Raw genomic sequence first — 15,801 nt, forward strand, 5'->3', positions numbered from 1 at the left:
CCCGCCTGCGCGGGACCGCATAAGGGTTTGGGGGGCGCGCTGTTGGTGTTGGCCCTGTCCGCCTGTGCGACCGCCGGGCCGGATTATCGCCCCCCCGAACGGTCCGCCGCCACCGCGCCGGCCGCGACCGGGGCGTTTCATTCGGCCCAGGGCGGACCCTATAGCCAGGCCGACCTGCCCGACCATTGGTGGCGCCTCTATGCCGATCCGCAGCTCGACGCGCTGATCGAACAGGCGCTGGCCGCCAATACCGACCTCGCCCAAGCCGACGCCAATCTGGCCCAGGCGCAGGCCGTGCTGCGCGAGGCGGAGGGCGGGCGCACGATCGCGACCGGGGTCAGCGGCGGGACGACGTTGTCGCGTCCGTCCAGCACCGGATACAGCCTGCCCGGCGTGGTCGGCTATGATCTGGGCCTGTCGGCCAGCTATCCGCTGGACCTCAATGGCCGGATCAAGCGCGCGATCGAAGCGAGCGGCGCCGATGTCGAGGCGAGCGCGGCGGCGCGCGACTATGTGCGGGTCAGCGTCGCGGCGGCGACCGCGCGCGCCTATGCGCAGGTGTGCGCGGCCAATTACAGCCTGGGCGTAAACCGGCAGGTGGTGGCGTTGCAGCGCGACACGCTGAACGCGACGCGGCGGCTGGCCAAGGGCGGGCGCGGCACCGCGTTCGACGTCAGCCGGGCGCAGGCGGCGGTGGAGACGAGCGCGGCGGCGCTGCCCGCGTTCGAGGCGCAGCGGCAGAACGGCCTTTATCTGCTGGCGACATTGCTGGGGCGGCCGCCGGCCGATTATCCGCGCGATGTAGAGAGTTGCGCCGCGCTACCGGCGTTGCGCATGGCCCTGCCGGTGGGGGACGGCGCGGCGCTGATCCGGCGGCGGCCCGACATCCGGCAGGCCGAGCGGGCGATCGCAGCCGATACCGCGCGGCTGGGGGTGGCGACCGCCGACCTCTATCCGCAGGTCAGCATCGGCGGGTCGGTCGGCCTGTCGGGACCGCTCAAGGATCTGGGGTCTGGCACGGCCTTCGGCTTCAGCCTGGGGCCGCTGATCAGTTGGAGCTTCCCCAACCGGCCGGTGGTGCGGGCGCGAATCGCGCAAGCCGATGCGGCGGTGCGGGGCGACCTGGCCGGGTTCGACGGCGCCGTGCTGGAAGCGTTGCGCCAGACCGAGACGGCGCTGGAAAGCTATCGCCGCGATGCAGAGCGCGCCGCGGCGCTGGACCGGGCGCGGGACAGCGCGGCGCTCTCCGCCAATCAGGCGGGCAAGCTGTTCCGCTTTGGCCGGGGCGATTTCCTGTCGCTGCTGGACGCGCAGCGCAGCCTGGCCAGTGCGGAGGTCATAGCGGCGGCGGCGCGGACGCAACTGGTGCAGGACCAGATTGCGATCTTCCTGGCGCTGGGCGGCGGCTGGGAATGAGGGTGACTTGTCGTGAAGGCCGCGAGCGTGATTACATTGATCCCATCCGTTCGTCCTGAGTAGCCATTGAGCGAAGTCGAAATGGCGTATCGAAGATACATGCGCTGCGCTTGATGCTTCGATACGGGTCTTCGACTGCGCTCAGCCCCTACTCAGCACGAACGGGGTTAAGTCATCCAACCTTAGCTGCCGTTCGGGCCGCCGCCGGTGTTGCTGCCGCCGCCAGCGCCGCCCATGCCGCCAGCGCCGACCGCACCGATATTACCGAAAATCTCGTCGAACAGGCTGCGGTTGCGGCCCAGTGTCGGGGTCTTGTCGCCCATGGGCGAGATGTGGGCAACCTGATCCAGACCCATGCGATCGACTGCCGCGACATTGCCTGCGGGGTCGAAGCGGACGCGCAGCACGGTCTGTTCCACCGGCTTGGGATTGGAAAAGGCGAGTGCGCGCATTTCACGCGAGACATAATACCAGTCCTGCTCGCCAAATTGCGAAATGAAGCTGGGACGGCCCAGCGTTCCTTCCACCGAAGCGCGATTGTCGATGCCGGGCTGAACCGAATCGACCAGCAGCTTGTCGATCGAATAGCCCTGATGCGTGCGAACGCGGGTGCAGCCCGATGCGCCCAGCACCAGCGCGCTGAGGCCGATCGCGAGCAGGATGCGCCCGCTTGACGAATGACGGCTGAACTGACGCATGAACTTCTCCTGCGGGGGGCCGTCCCGCGAACCCAAGAAACTGATGTCGCCATTGCATTGGGCGACGCAGCGATCAATATGGAAATGCGCAAGCCCCGGCAAGGGGCGCAAAACATCGGACGGCGCGTCGCCGTCCGATCCGTCACGAAAAGCTGTTGCCCGATGTCCGCTTCCCCCTCCTTCCTCCAGCGCCTCTTTGGCCGCACCGATCCCAAAGAGGGGCTGCGCCCGCTCTATAACGCCGTGATCCGGGAGGGACGGCAGCCGCACTGGTATGTCGAGGGCGCGGTGCCGGACACTCTGGACGGGCGATTCGACATGATCGTCGCGATTTTGGCGCAGGTGCTGATCCGGCTGGAGCAGCAGAATGGCGCGCAGGACAGCGTGTGGCTGACCGAATTGTTCGTCGACGACATGGACGGGCAGTTGCGGCAGGAAGGCATTGGCGATGTGGTGGTCGGCAAGCATATCGGGCGGATGATGAGCGCGCTGGGCGGGCGGATCAGCGCCTATCGCGCGGCGCTGACCGGGGAGGCCGGCCTGGCCCCCGATCTTGCCGACGCGCTGCGGCGCAACCTCTATCGTGGCGCGGCGGTGGACGACGGCGCGATCAACCATGTCGAAGGCGCGCTGCGGGCGCGCTGGACGCGGCTGGGCTGCGTGTCGCGCGACGCGATGCTGACGGGAGATATCGGATGACCATCAACCCCAACCCCGAATTTGCGCGCACCCACAAGGTCGATCAGATCGCGCGGCTGGCGGGCAAGCTGCATATCGCAGCCAAGCAGCCGGAGCGGGACGCGCTGGCGCTGCGATTCGGGCTGTCGGCGCTCGATCGGCTGGAGGCCGATTATAATGTCGCCATGGAGGATGGCGCGATCGTCGCGCGCGGACGAGTGCGCGCGGAGCTGGCCCAGCCCTGCGTCGCGACCGGCGTGCCGGTGCCCGAAACGATCGACAGCGATTTCGTGTTGCGCTTCGTGGTCGAGAGCGAGGAAGCGCAGGCGGCCGACGAACTGGAGCTGGATGCGGAGGATTGCGATACGATCGGCTATGACGGCCATGTGATCGACATGGGCGAAGCGGTGGCCGAAACGATGGCGCTGGCGATGACCCCCTTCCCCCGCGCGCCGGACGCGGACGCCTATCTGAAGGAGGCCGGCGTGCTGAGCGAGGAGCAGGCCAGCCCTTTCGCCGTGTTGCTGGGCCTGAAGGACAAGGATTAGGGAAACGGGAATAGGGAACCGCGCATAGACTGGTGCGTCCCTCTTGCCATGAGACGCATGATTCTGATGACCGCGATGATGGCGGGTGGGTGCGCCCCGCCGCCGGTGACGCCCCCGGCGTCCCCCAAACCACTATCGTCCGATGGACCGGCGCCACCCGCCGCGCCTGCGTCTTCGCCACTGATCGGCGCGGATGTCGCGCGGGTCCAGTGGGATGTGGCAGAAAATCGGACGCAATGCGCGCCGCTGGCGCTGCGGTCCGACGGCGGCGCGGCGGGCAAGGCGCGCGCCGCGCAGTTTAGCGGCGGCTGGGCGGTCGCATTCGACCTGCCGGGGGTGCGCAGCGCCTATGGCTTCGCCGGGCCGGGGACAATCGCGATCGATGCCGAGCCGGATGCAGCGCAGCGGGCGCGGCTGACGCGGCAATGGCCCTATATGCGCGATCTGCCCACGCTGCCCCATCCTGCCTTTGCCGGTTATGGCGTGGTCGGCGCGGAGCCCTATCCGGCAGACAATGCGGACGGCAAAGGGCTTCATTCGCTCGCCTATCTGCGGATCGGCGGACAGCATTGCACCTATAATGTGTGGAGCCGGATCAGCCGCGCCCATCTGGAGACGTTGCTCGACAATCTGCGCGTGCAGGATTGAGGCGGCCGAGTCTGTTTCCCTTTCGTTCCTGATTATGGCATAGGCGACGGCATGGACGCCTCGCCGCCGCCGCTGCGCAAGATCATCCATGTCGACATGGACGCCTTTTATGCGTCGGTGGAGCAGCGCGACGATCCGTCGTTGCGTGGATTGCCGATCGCGGTGGGCGGGGGCGGCCCGCGCGGCGTGGTGGCGACATGCAGCTATGAAGCCCGCACATTTGGCGTGCGATCCGCCATGCCGGGCGCGCGGGCGCGGCGGCTCTGCCCCGACCTGATCTTCGTGCCGCCGCGTTTCGACGTCTATCGCGCCGTGTCGGGGCAGGTGCGGGAGATTTTCAGCCGCTTTACCGACATCGTCCAGCCGCTCTCGCTCGACGAAGCCTATCTGGACGTGACGGTGAACAAGCCGGGCATCGCATCGGCGACGCAGATCGCCGAAGAGATCAGGCGGATGATCCGGGCGGAAACCGGCCTGACCGCGTCGGCCGGCGTGTCCTACAACAAGCTGATCGCGAAGCTGGCGTCGGACCAGAACAAACCCGACGGCGTGTGCGTGGTGCGGCCGAGCGAGGGGCCGGCCTTCATCGCGGCGATGCCGGTGCGGCGCATCCATGGCGTGGGACCGGTGACGGCCAAGCGGATGCAGGCGCTGGGGATCGAAACGGGCGCGGACCTGCGGGCGCGGGACATGCGGTTTCTGCAGACGCATTTCGGCAGCGCAGCCGACTATTATTATCGCGCGGCGCGGGCGCAAGACGACCGGCCGGTGCGCGAGCGGGAGGGCCGCAAGTCGGTGAGCGTGGAGGACACTTTCTTCGACGATCTGGTCGAGGAGGCGGCGCTGGTGGCGGAGATCGAGCGGATCGCGGCGAGCCTGTGGACCCGGATCGAAAAGGCGCAGGCCTGGGGCCGGACCGTGGTGTTGAAGGTGAAGTTCGCCGATTTCCGCATCATCACCCGGTCACGGAGTTTTTCGACGCCGGTGCGGTCGCCCGACATATTGGCGCAGGCCGGGCGGGAATTGCTGGTCGCGCAACTGCCGCTGCGCATGGGCGCGCGGCTGCTGGGGTTGGGGGTGCATAATCTGGAGGGGGAAGAAGGGGGCGAGGCGCAGGGCGGGCAGTTGGCGCTGGGCTTATAAGGGGTGAGCGGGTGGCGCGCCCCCTGCGCCACCACCTGCGGCGGCGGTCCCCCTCCCCGTACCGGGGAGGATTAGAAGGGTAGCCAAGTGCGCTTTTCGCTGAACTTCATATAGCCCGCATTGACGCCCAAGCGGTAGCCGACGCCCAGGCGGATGGGGATCAGCACGACATTGCCCCAGCGCAGATAGGAGGCGGTGAAGCCGCCGACCAGATAGGCGGTGCCCTCCGCCGCGGGGAAGCGGTGGTAGAGATCCTGGGTATCGTAGAGATTATAGACGAGGACGAAGGTGTTGGCCGCATTGCCGCCGACGTCAAAGCCGATCGACGGGCCGGTCCAATAGACTTCGCGCTTGCCCTCCACCTTATGGTTGAGCGTGCCCGAACCGTAGCGCAGGCCCACGACAAAGGCGCCCGACGCTTCGCGACCGGCGATATAGGCGTTGGGGCGGCCCTGATCCTTCAGCACTTTTTCGATGAGGCCCGCGAGGCCTTCGGCGCCCTTGCCGAACACGCCTTCGGCCGCGCCGATCAGGTCGTCTTCCTGATAGGATTCGGCGGGCGAAAGGGCGGCAGGCGGCGAATTGCTCGTCACCGGCGCGCCGGTGGCGGTGTTGCCGGCGGCGCTGCCGGCTGGCGCTTCATAGGGGGTGACGCCGGGACTGACGCCCTGATTGACGCTGCTGTCGACGCCGGGATCGGTCGGCACGCTATTGACCGGCGGCGGCGGCGCGAGGTCGGAATCGATCGCCGTATTGGGATCGATCGTCTTGACCTGCGCCGAGGCGGCGATCGGCGTCAGCGCCATGCCCGCGAGCGCCGCGACCAGCGCCGTGGCGCGCGCGATACGGCCCCCTATCTGCCCGTTGATGCCGATCATGCCCGATACTCCCCGAAAAGCCCGCTTAAATGTCATATCATGGCATTGCGACCAGCAAGCTGAAACGACAATGAACGAACGGCGACCTGAGTCGATTCCGCGCCGGAACGAAAGAGGAAAGACGGCGAAAAATTCCGCAAACAGCCCGTTGCCATGCTGCAAAGCCCTCGCTATAGCCCCTGCCAGCCATTGCTTTCCTGTCTGGGTGGGCAAATTTCGTGCGGAGACGTGGGTGAGTGGCTGAAACCAGCGGTTTGCTAAACCGTCGTGGCCTTAAGGGGCCACCGAGGGTTCGAATCCCTCCGTCTCCGCCACTTTCTTTTTTTAACCGCTTGAAATGGCGCGGAAAAGAACGTGGGGCTGCCAAGCAGCCCCACAGTTGTTCCCACAGTCAGTTTGCACCATATGTGCTTTTAGTTATTTGCGAGTGTGAGGGTTCCACCATAGCCGCTGCCAAGTAGTCGGTTGGGGGCGCATTTGGCTGACAAGAACTTGCTCCACCGGTGGGAGATCGCGATTCTGGCAGTAACGGCAGACCACCGCTTCCGCCTTAATGAGTTCCGCGCACTGAGGGCATTTCTTATCGCTTTGTTCTGATTGATGGACGTTTCGCGCAACGGCTGGCTTCACAATGGCATGGGCTAACGCGATGGGGAATAGCAATACCCCATAAAGAAACCACGCGAATGTATCGAAGCCCTTTGAGTTCGCTACGACCGCGACCACGCCCGCGAGCACAACCCAGATGATAACAAATTCCATAAGACGCACCCCTGCGTTCGCCGCTCCGCCCGGTAGTCGGGACGGTTGATCGCACGTCGAACACAGGTGAACACGCGCCCTGCGTATTCCCCGAAGGTATTATATTCGGCAGGCCGCCCGACCGAAGTCGAGGACCTGTGTTCGCCCGCACGTTGCGGGTCGCTCCTACCGATCAAGATCGGAACGACGGGCTTATCTATGCCGGATCGGTCGCATTGATCAAGGGTAACACACCTATTTGAGGGATAACTTGCAGACTTAGGCAATAGGGGCCGCTGGCCTGAGATGCTATTTTTGCAATTTTCCAACCGCTGGGTTGAGATTGCAGGCAATCACTCTCCAACGCCGCCCTTCCCGACGTTGGTGGCGCACGTCTGCTCAATACGTCGCGTGCCATCCACGAAACCATCCATCCATCAGATGGCGTTAACACCTTGCCTTGTGTCAATCCCGCGCGCTTTCTCATGGCCTTGGCGCAGGAAGGGATTTGCCCCCGCGACCGGCTCGATCGGAGCAATCGACGAAACTCAATAATCACAAGAGCGGCAATGATAAAACAGCCGTAGAATCCTCCAGGAGCCCCCGTGAGTCGCGATAGAGGCTCATCAGCCACATTGGGGCCAAAAACTTCATTTCGCGCTCAGCGAGGCTCCTAGCCCGGATTATTCGTGACGTTGTTCGCTTCGGCGGTCCGCGTTTTTCGGTGCCAGCCTGTATGTGATCAGGACGAGGGATTTCGCTGCGTCTATTTCACCGCGGATATTTGATAGGCTTGCGAGTTGGAGGGAGCGGTTCTGACGTGCGGCCGGGGCGGCTATGTCGGGGCAGGCCTGAAGGCGGCCGCAATGGCCCGGAAGGTGCTGGCCTCGGGACAGGCTGACGCGAAGGCGATGCGGATGCGGGTTGCGGTTTCGATCACGCGGGCGGCGACCTTGAGGAGCCGCAGGCGCAGCGTGGCGAACTCGGCGGCGGCGAGCGCGCTTGTCTTGGGTATCGCCTGCTGGATGCGCCACATCAGCCAATAGGCGGCGGTATGCAGGATCAGCCGCATCTGGTTTGCGTTGGCCGATCGGCATGAAGTTCGATCGCTGCTGAGCTGGCTCTTGTGCCGCTTGATCAGGTTTTCGGCCTGACCACGGGCGCAGTAAAGGCTGTCGTAGATGTGCTCGGCCGAGCCTTCTGCCAGGGAAGTGACGACGTAGCGGATGTCCATGCCCAAGGTGCTGGCTTCGATCCGGGCGACGACGCGGCGCTGACACTTCCAGCTTTTCGCCCCATAACGGATTTCGGCATAGCTGCGCAGCACCACCCGGTTTTCCTCGGCACGCTGGACGGCACAGGCATCGGCGGCGGCCACGATGTCGGGATTGGCACGCAGGGCGGCGTTGGTGGGAAGGCCGAAGACATAGTCGATGCCATGTGCCTCGCAGAAGGCCATGACCTCGGGCCTGCCATAATGCCCGTCGCCACGGACGGTGATGTGCGTAGCGGGCCAATGCTGGCGGATATGCCGCACGAGGCGCCGGATGTGCCCGGCGGCCTCCGCACCCGAGGGCGTCTTGCCGGTGCGCAGCAGCATGGCGACGGGGCGGCCCGTCGCCGTATCGTACACGTGGATCGGCAGAAAGCATCGCTCGCCATGGTGACCGTTCCAGAACGAAAGTTGCTGGTAGCCGTGCACGACGTCGCAGGTGTCATCGATATCCAGCGTCACCGCTTTGGGCGGTTTGGAATAGCTGGCGCAGTAGATGCCGACCATCGCAATCATCATCCGTGCCAGTTCGCGCGTGGTCGGGGCGTTCTCCCACCGGCTCATCGTCGGCTGGCTCGCCAGACCGACCCCTGCCTCCGGCGACTTACCCAGCGCCAGGCGAAACCCCGGATCGTCACGCAGGGCGTCGAGGTCGTCGGCGTCCTCGTAGCCGCAGGCGATCGCCAGAACCCGCGCCCGCAGGATATCATCCACTCTATGGATCACCCGCGCAGGGTCGCGCGGGTCGGCGATGCAGGCGGCAAGGCGCTTGCAGATACCCATCTCCCGCTCGGCCTGGGCCAGCAGCACTACACCACCGTCCGAGGTCAGTCGCCCTCCGTCGAAGGCGCCCGTCACCTTCTTGCGCAACACCGCTGGAAACGAAATCACCGCCGCGCTATCGTGGCTCTCGGCGGGTGTGGCCTGTGGCATTTTTTGCCTCGCTGCAGGTTGGTCTAGACATCCAATTTCCTACAGCAAGCCAAAGGCTTACGCCACTCCCGCCAACCCTCAAAGCCCCACCGCTGAATAAGACGGGCTAGGGGTTATAAAGGCATCCTGGGACCGCGGGAGCGCATTTCATTTCCACTCTCCTTCCCAAAGTTGCGTCATCGGCCAGTTCCACCAACTGTCAGAGAGCTGCTCGTCATATTCCCCCATAGCCGACATACTGCAAATTATAACCAGCCTGCCTATTCTGTCCTTATGCGCTTCGTAGTAACCTTTCCTATCACGCTTGGTAGAGAAGTTGTAACCACCAAGATATTGAGCCTTATTACGTGCTTTCGTAACGTCACTGTCTGTAGGTTTTGTTTTAAGAAGAATTTGAGTTCCCGGCTTCATTTTAAGAAAATCGCAGAGCTTACCACGAAATTCCTTTTTTATCCTTTGAATGAAGATGAAATTATCTTCTATCTTCAATCGGTAGTAGCGATCTTTGCTAGCATATTTGGCCGTGCGGAGCTTCAGTCGTTGAAACGCTCGCTCTACCGTTTCCCCCTCGGCAGGCGATAGGCGGCATTCCTGATCAATTTCCAGATCATACACTGTTTGAAGGTCGTCAGGGCGAGGAAAAGGCATGGGGAGTTTACTCTATACAAAAACGAAGTTCTTAATTTTACACCCCTTCCCTATATATTATCTTTTTTTTGGAGGAGGAGGAGGAGAGGCAGATAATCGAAAAATATATATATAAAACAGTAATATACAAACTGAAGGGGTATAAATTTAAGAACTTCATTTTGTTACAGGAGAACCTCACTCGCCTTTTTCTCTTTGAAAGGGAGGTTGGAGCGGATGGACCATCCCAGCCTGAATCGTCACCCAACCGTGAGCAGGCCCGCCGGACTAGCCAAGTCGGCCACTTTTGACGCTAACTCTACCCGCTTCACCCACATCAAGTCTTCGGTGTCCAAGAAAACGATAAACCGGCCGTGACCACGGCGCTCAAGGTATCGGGCAATCCGGCCTGCTGCTTTTTCATCGGCGTCGTTCAAGGAAGATCCTAGAAAAAGAGACTCATCCACTTCCAAATCGATCCACGTCGATAGTCGACCGCTTGAGCCCGGTTTCAATCCCGTTACCAACAATCGGCTGCTCGCATTCGGAATGAAGCTCTCCCGCCGGACGCATCCGCGTTGCCCTGTATGCTTCTCTAATCGGGCAAGAAGGCGCTTTGTCCGATGCATTGCATCGTATGCGTTATCACCGGGATAGAGGTCCAAGACGCTGACAGCACCCAGGCCCACTGTCTCATATGCCTCAGGACCGTGCACAATGGAGGCGTCATCGCCCCACATTTCGTCTTCGTCGCCCGGACGGCCCCAGATCATTTTGCCATCTTCGTATTGATGGCTCTCCCAGCCACCGTTTTGATCCGTTCCGCCCGCGCTCATGACCGCTCACCCGCATTTTCAGCAAACTGGTTGAGGTCACTGACCGCGTAACGCACCGCGCCGCCGAACTTTCGTGCTAGCGGACCTTTGCCAGCCCACCGCCATCTACTCAATGTGGCCGGTGCCAATCCCAGCCGAGTTGCTGCTTCACGCTCGTTCACAAAAATCTCACTCATGGTGGCATCCTTTGTTGTCGATAGACCGAGCAATATCAGGCGCGATCCTGCTTTTTTAGGCTAGATATGACGTGGTGGAGCGTGAACCGGCGCGAAATTTTCCTTGCATTATCGATAGCCGGAGCCGCGACGAAATTAGGGACGCAACGATTGAAGCCTGACAGGGTCAGGCAGCCACAAGAAGGTCGGGCGGTCGAGCCAGTTTTCCGCCACTTAATGGTCAAGGCCTTGAGAGCGTGCCTATATCTAGTGCTTCGCGATTTGCTGCCTCTTTCGCAAGTCAAGACTTGACTTTGCTTTTTTAAGGCGGTCTGCGCGCCGGCCTATTGCAGGATGCGTGAAAAACTGTTGATAAGGCGAAACCCAGTTCCAACTAGATGCTTTGCATCCAGTTTGCTCCCTGGAACGGACCGTTAACCGATCCGTTGTAGAGTGGGTGAACTGTTTAACGAGGAGTGAGAGACGTGTCTCTAAACGCTCAACTAACCGACCTGATTGACCGCGCGCGGAATCACAAGATGACGCCGACAGAGCGCCGTAGCCAGCGCGTTAGTTTGGTTTATGGCATGCGCGGCCACACCTCTACCCTGACCAAGGAGAAGGTCGAAACGTTGCTAGACGAATTTGAAGGTAGTGCCACGTAGTTGAAATTAAGATTTGCACCCTATAAGCCCGGCCAATTGGTCGGGCTTTTGTGTATTTAGGGGCGGCGCGGTGATCGACGACAATTGGGATTTAATTAACGGCGAAGCTGCCCACGCGATCGAAGTGCTCAACTATTCGAATCAGGTGAATGTCATCGAGGCGCTGGTTCGGCTGCTTACTCACAACCACGGCATTGATGAAAAGGGCTGCTTGGTCGGTCCCAATGTAAATGTTCTCCGGGAATTCCATCGAACGGCGACCCTATTTTTGCTGCATCATCCGGGGGAATTCCGGACTGACCAAGTGCACGTTGCTACGCAGGACGGTAGGGTGGTGCACATGCCGCCATCGCACGATGAAGTAGCTACACACATGACTCGCTTCTTTCAATTGATAGAAGCCCAATGGCGTGAAGCGGACGCGGTCAACATAGGGGCATACGCTCTATGGGTGGTGAATTGGGTGCATCCTTTTAAGAATGGCAACGGGCGATCGGCACGAGCGTTCTGCTACGCATGTATCTGCCTGAAAATTGGATTCTTCCTGCCTGGCAGTCCAACGGTCATCGATCTAATCATGCAGAACCGCGATGAATATCAGTCCGCGTTGAAAGTGGCAGACGAGGCCTATGCCGCAACCGGCGAGCCTGAGCTAGGTCCAATGATTGCGTTTGTCGGCGGCCTGCTGGTGCAGCAATTGTCTACGGTGCCGGTGACACCCTCAGAATAGGCGACATGTAGATATCTCGATATCGCGACTTCCCATTAAAAGGCCGGTGCGCATTCCCGCCGTACACGATCGGACCGACCTATCTCCATTCTGAGGAAAAATGAAATGCATTCGGCGGACATGCTATGAGCGATAGACGGCGTATTGCAGCGGGGAAATTATAGGTTCACCCGGTGGTGAGTGAGTCCCTATGCGCCCCTATGCAACCGCATGAGACCGGCTTGTTCTCGTTTCGTACGATTACGGTGACGCAATGGCATCTGAAGACAGCCATTCTGCAGCCTTAGAGCAGCCATGAGGCTCGAAAAGAAATTTTTAGGTGTCAAGGGTAGGTTACACACAGGGAAGTGGCTGTGTGACCGTTAAAAACGCATTTACCCTTTGACTCATTTGTTTCAGCGTTCATAACGAAATGAGCCCGAGGTGGTGGAACACCTCGGGCTCGAAAGAAGCAACCACGATGGACGCGGTTGGAATTTGCTGCAGCACGAATGTTTTGTGCCTGCTCGCGTTGATTGTCAACCGCGTTCCATCGTTCATTCGAAGGAACAGGACGAATGGAACGACGAAGTTCCCCAGCCATATCGGCTGAGATGGCGGCGCATATTCGCTACTTGATCGAGGTTCGTGGCCTCTATCAACATCAAGCGGCAGCGTTGTGCGGAGTGAACCAGGGACGGGTATCCGAAGTCATGCGCGGATACCGACACCCAGGCGTTCCGCCGGTCCAGGGATCATTCCCATTTTGAGCGAGAGGGACGCCGGATTTATTCGGCGTCCTTTTTACTTCTAGATGCTGCTTTAATATCGGCATCTAAATATGTTCCCAACTAAGATGAGGGAGGGTCTCATGGCGAAGATGGAAACGCTGGAGCGTGAAATCACATGTGCATGTGGCATCAAAGGGTCGGCTTGGTGGCAGGAAACAGAAAATCCAGCGCATAATAATTGGAAAATTGATAGCACTGAAGTGAACATCGCGGGGCCGTTTCACCTTAATGGAGGCCATGCTGAAAGCGCGAAATTCACCTGCCAGAATTGCGGCACAGAGGCTATTAACGGGCCGGTGAAATTGTCCCGGTAATAGGGAGGTAGTCGAGATTTTGCTCGGCGAAGGGGATTAGCTGTCGACCATGATCGCCCTGTCCGAGGGACTTTGTGAAAAAGGATCGCCACTGGCAAAACCGTCGAGACGATGTAGATTAATCGAAGTTTTGGGACGGGGGAGCCGATTTGTCGATTATCACGAATTTTAGCGGCTCAGCCCTGGGGGTATCACTGGAATCAGCCTCAAGTGTCTTTGAGATCATAGATCGTGGGACTCGGCGCGAGCAGCAATTGGCTTTCGTCAGTGCGCCTGCCTTCTTAATAGGCGGCGGCGTTGTCGTAGCTAGTATTGGTGAAGTTTTACCCCACAACGCACTGTTTGCAGGGATTGGGATTATATTCTTTGCTGTCGTGACGCTGGCGAGCGCAACGGCCAGTTATGACTACCGAAAACAGCGGGACAAAAATCAGGCCGTCAATGACCTCGAAGAACGAGTTAAAAACGAGCCTGACAAGCCAAAGCTGGCGTGGTTGCTGGCGCAGGAGAAGCTAGAGAGCTACCTCGACCGGAATCTTCGTCAGGTGTCTTCCATTTTCTATCTCACCGCTTTCGTGATGCTTATTGGAATGGGCTTCATTGGCCTTGGGGTGTGGAAGTCGCTGAACGATCCGAACAAGATTGAACCGGCTGCTCTCGCCGCTCTGGCCGGTGTCGTCATTCAGATAATCGGAGGCACCATCCTCTTAATATTCCGGTCTACTATGTCGCAGGCGAAAGGCTACGTAAACGTGCTGGAACGCATCAACGCTGTCGGCATGTCAATCAATATCCTTGAGGGCATAGAAAGCTCAAACGAGATGCGTGACAAAGCGAGGCTAGCCCTGTCCGCAAATTTGCTGCGCTTATATGACACAAAGGTCGGCTCAGTCGCCAGTCCAGACGAGATGAAAGAGACCTAGGCGGTGCTCTCGCCGATTCTTGAGCCAGTTGCCGCCGCAATTTTATTAAGATGGGTAGGCGTCCTAATTTTACGCCGATCGCGTCATTACTGCTTGAATGGGCGTTGCCGAAAGGTGGAGATAGCGGGCTGCTCGTCGCCGTTTGCGCATGTCCGAGCAATCGCCCGACCATTTGCAAGCTCATACCCACCCGTCTTAAATGTCCCTCACCCCGCTGGACCGAACGCAGTTCGGCGGGGCCAGCAAGGTTTCGCTCAACAATGCACGCCCGGTTCACCGCTGACCAGCCGTTCTAACGCAGCACTATGGATCAAGCGCCGGTTACCTATTTTCACAGAAGCAAGCCGACCGTTGCCCAAAAGGCTATAGAGGGTTGTCCGCCCCAAGCCCGTCAGCTTAGCGGCCTCAGCGATGCTATAAGCAATCCGTCGTTGTCCATCGTCATTGGCAGCGCCCGACTTCGAACTTTGCAGACTCAAATTGGTCACGTTATCTGTCTCCTTTGAAATGAGACTATAGAGAAACGGATTGAGCGCGCACTTCCACTCTGCGTAATCACTCAGTGATTATGCATTATGTCGTCTTGGGCGATATGATCGCCGTCACCGGACCTTCTCCGAGATAAACAGCCCAGTCAGCCATAAGTGTTGTACGAAGCTGGAGATAATTGGTCCTACGATAGGCCGCCTCGACCTTATTTGGTATAGTGTGGGCCAACGCGGACTCAGCCACCTCGCTTCGATAGCCGGTACATTCGGCGCACCAATCCCGGAAACTTGATCGGAAACCGTGGACGGTCCAACTGCTTCCGGGCAGCGCAACGCGCAATACCTTGGTCAGAGTCATATCGCTGAGAGGCTGGCCTTTCATTCCCGGAAACACGACGTCCTCGCCACCACGTCGCAGAGTTAAAGCTATCCGTAGCACCTCCAAGGCAGCAGACGAAAGCGGCACGACATGCTCGCGTTTTGCCTTCATCCGTTCGGCCGGAATAGTCCACAAAGCCTTATCAAAATCAATCTCGCTCCACTTCGCGCCACGAACCTCTCCCGATCGCCCGGCCGTCAATATGAGAAAGCGTAAGGCCAACCGACCCGCTGTGTCTGATTCCTTCAAATCTTTCATCAAGTCTGCAACCTGATCATGAGGAAGCGCCAAAAAATGGCTATCTGTCTTGGTTTGTCGGCCGAGACCCGCTCGCACCGCCCGAACGGGTGCTTCTGACGGCCGATGTCCTTTCGCGTGCGCCCAATCCAACACGGTGACAGTGCGCTGCAATACCCGACGTGCTGTTTCCGGCTTGACCAGCCAGATTGAGGCTAAAAGGTCTCGAATGTCAGCCACGTTAACACGGTCAACCGGTGTCGATCCGATCGCAGGGAAGGCATATGCTTCTAGCGATGAAAGCCACTGGTCTCTGTGTTTGCCATTTCGCCAACCCGCTTTACGCTCCTCATGGAGATCGCGTGCGGCAACCTCGAATGTGGGAACGGTGGCTTTGATTTTGCGTGCGGCCTCTTTCAGCGCGACGGGATCATCCCCCGCCCTCACCTGCTTTCGCATCTCGTAGGCACGTTCACGGGCGTCTGCGAGGCTGACAATGCTAGCCGATCCCAAGCCGTAATCGCGACGTTTGCCATTTGCCTGAATGCGAAGCTGCCATGTCTTTGCGCCGCCCGGCTTTACGACTAACATCAAACCCTCGCCATCGACGTAGCGACCGGGCTTGGTTGCTGCCTTAACCTGCAAGACCGTTAAACTACCCACTACCCTGACTCCGTTACCACATTTAGCCCCACACTTGATCGCGGTTTTGGCTGAACGT

The 15,801-nt window shown here is 60.0% G+C and carries 17 protein-coding genes and 1 tRNA gene; 10 read left to right on the forward strand and 8 right to left on the reverse strand.

Annotation, left to right across the window (positions count from 1 at the left end):
- Positions 1-42: 42 nt before the first annotated feature.
- Positions 43-1,416, forward strand: a complete 1,374-nt coding sequence (locus V473_RS16075) for an efflux transporter outer membrane subunit (protein WP_244884450.1) — start codon at positions 43-45, stop codon at positions 1,414-1,416.
- Between the two features lie 182 nt (positions 1,417-1,598).
- Here the strand turns inward: V473_RS16075 and V473_RS16080 are convergent, their stop codons facing one another.
- Complete coding sequence (locus V473_RS16080; protein WP_066607126.1) at positions 1,599-2,114, reverse strand: outer membrane protein assembly factor BamE; 516 nt, start codon at positions 2,112-2,114, stop codon at positions 1,599-1,601.
- A 162-nt stretch (positions 2,115-2,276) separates the two neighbouring features.
- Between V473_RS16080 and V473_RS16085 the strand changes: the two genes are divergently transcribed.
- The 4 genes from V473_RS16085 to dinB are packed head-to-tail and all read left to right on the forward strand — an operon-like array spanning position 2,277 to position 5,131.
- Positions 2,277-2,813: a ubiquinol-cytochrome C chaperone family protein gene (locus V473_RS16085; RefSeq protein WP_066607555.1), complete on the forward strand. Its 537-nt coding sequence runs from the start codon at positions 2,277-2,279 to the stop codon at positions 2,811-2,813.
- Positions 2,810-3,340, forward strand: a complete 531-nt coding sequence (locus V473_RS16090; RefSeq protein WP_066607131.1) for a YceD family protein — start codon at positions 2,810-2,812, stop codon at positions 3,338-3,340. The genes V473_RS16085 and V473_RS16090 overlap by 4 nt, the downstream gene beginning before the upstream one ends.
- A gap of 57 nt (positions 3,341-3,397) precedes the next feature.
- The gene (locus tag V473_RS16095; RefSeq protein WP_066607135.1) at positions 3,398-3,988 is read left to right on the forward strand and encodes a hypothetical protein; all 591 of its coding nucleotides are present in this window, start codon (positions 3,398-3,400) and stop codon (positions 3,986-3,988) included.
- A 51-nt stretch (positions 3,989-4,039) separates the two neighbouring features.
- The gene (dinB, locus tag V473_RS16100; protein ID WP_066607138.1) at positions 4,040-5,131 is read left to right on the forward strand and encodes a DNA polymerase IV; all 1,092 of its coding nucleotides are present in this window, start codon (positions 4,040-4,042) and stop codon (positions 5,129-5,131) included.
- A 71-nt stretch (positions 5,132-5,202) separates the two neighbouring features.
- On the opposite strand, the gene V473_RS16105 is transcribed toward dinB, so the two are convergent.
- Entirely contained in the window at positions 5,203-6,009 is an 807-nt protein-coding gene (locus V473_RS16105) for a DUF1134 domain-containing protein (RefSeq protein ID WP_066607140.1), read from the reverse strand.
- Positions 6,010-6,231: 222 nt separating this feature from the next.
- Between V473_RS16105 and V473_RS16110 the strand changes: the two genes are divergently transcribed.
- Positions 6,232-6,323: transfer RNA gene (locus tag V473_RS16110), tRNA-Ser, on the forward strand.
- Between the two features lie 1,262 nt (positions 6,324-7,585).
- On the opposite strand, the gene V473_RS16115 is transcribed toward V473_RS16110, so the two are convergent.
- From V473_RS16115 to V473_RS23020, 4 genes are all read right to left on the reverse strand, one after another.
- Positions 7,586-8,956 (reverse strand): IS1380 family transposase, encoded by a 1,371-nt coding sequence (locus V473_RS16115; protein ID WP_019052503.1) that lies wholly within the window; start codon positions 8,954-8,956, stop codon positions 7,586-7,588.
- A 147-nt stretch (positions 8,957-9,103) separates the two neighbouring features.
- Positions 9,104-9,604 carry a hypothetical protein gene (locus V473_RS16120; protein ID WP_066607143.1) on the reverse strand — a complete coding sequence of 167 codons (501 nt, stop codon included), beginning with the start codon at positions 9,602-9,604 and terminating at the stop codon, positions 9,104-9,106.
- Positions 9,605-9,843: 239 nt separating this feature from the next.
- Positions 9,844-10,419 carry a hypothetical protein gene (locus V473_RS16125; protein ID WP_066607147.1) on the reverse strand — a complete coding sequence of 192 codons (576 nt, stop codon included), beginning with the start codon at positions 10,417-10,419 and terminating at the stop codon, positions 9,844-9,846.
- Positions 10,416-10,595: a helix-turn-helix transcriptional regulator gene (locus V473_RS23020; protein WP_082679159.1), complete on the reverse strand. Its 180-nt coding sequence runs from the start codon at positions 10,593-10,595 to the stop codon at positions 10,416-10,418. Before V473_RS23020 ends, V473_RS16125 begins: the two co-directional genes overlap by 4 nt.
- A gap of 714 nt (positions 10,596-11,309) precedes the next feature.
- On the opposite strand from V473_RS23020, the gene V473_RS16130 reads away from it, so the two are divergent.
- The 4 genes from V473_RS16130 (at position 11,310) to V473_RS16135 (ending at position 13,976) form a co-directional block, all read left to right on the forward strand.
- Positions 11,310-11,969 carry a Fic family protein gene (locus tag V473_RS16130; RefSeq protein WP_066607148.1) on the forward strand — a complete coding sequence of 220 codons (660 nt, stop codon included), beginning with the start codon at positions 11,310-11,312 and terminating at the stop codon, positions 11,967-11,969.
- 557 nt (positions 11,970-12,526) lie between these two features.
- Positions 12,527-12,718: an XRE family transcriptional regulator gene (locus tag V473_RS24635; RefSeq protein ID WP_082679161.1), complete on the forward strand. Its 192-nt coding sequence runs from the start codon at positions 12,527-12,529 to the stop codon at positions 12,716-12,718.
- Positions 12,719-12,819: 101 nt separating this feature from the next.
- The gene (locus V473_RS23660; RefSeq protein WP_148648425.1) at positions 12,820-13,053 is read left to right on the forward strand and encodes a hypothetical protein; all 234 of its coding nucleotides are present in this window, start codon (positions 12,820-12,822) and stop codon (positions 13,051-13,053) included.
- Positions 13,054-13,202: 149 nt separating this feature from the next.
- The gene (locus V473_RS16135; RefSeq protein ID WP_066607151.1) at positions 13,203-13,976 is read left to right on the forward strand and encodes a TRADD-N-associated membrane domain-containing protein; all 774 of its coding nucleotides are present in this window, start codon (positions 13,203-13,205) and stop codon (positions 13,974-13,976) included.
- A 254-nt stretch (positions 13,977-14,230) separates the two neighbouring features.
- On the opposite strand, the gene V473_RS23030 is transcribed toward V473_RS16135, so the two are convergent.
- Both V473_RS23030 and V473_RS16140 read right to left on the reverse strand, forming a co-directional pair.
- The gene (locus V473_RS23030; RefSeq protein ID WP_244884447.1) at positions 14,231-14,464 is read right to left on the reverse strand and encodes a helix-turn-helix domain-containing protein; all 234 of its coding nucleotides are present in this window, start codon (positions 14,462-14,464) and stop codon (positions 14,231-14,233) included.
- Between the two features lie 85 nt (positions 14,465-14,549).
- Complete coding sequence (locus V473_RS16140; protein ID WP_066607153.1) at positions 14,550-15,743, reverse strand: tyrosine-type recombinase/integrase; 1,194 nt, start codon at positions 15,741-15,743, stop codon at positions 14,550-14,552.
- Positions 15,744-15,801 lie beyond the last annotated feature (58 nt).

Source organism: Sphingobium cupriresistens LL01, assembly GCF_001046645.1.
In the GTDB taxonomy this organism is placed as follows: Bacteria; Pseudomonadota; Alphaproteobacteria; order Sphingomonadales; family Sphingomonadaceae; genus Sphingobium; species Sphingobium cupriresistens.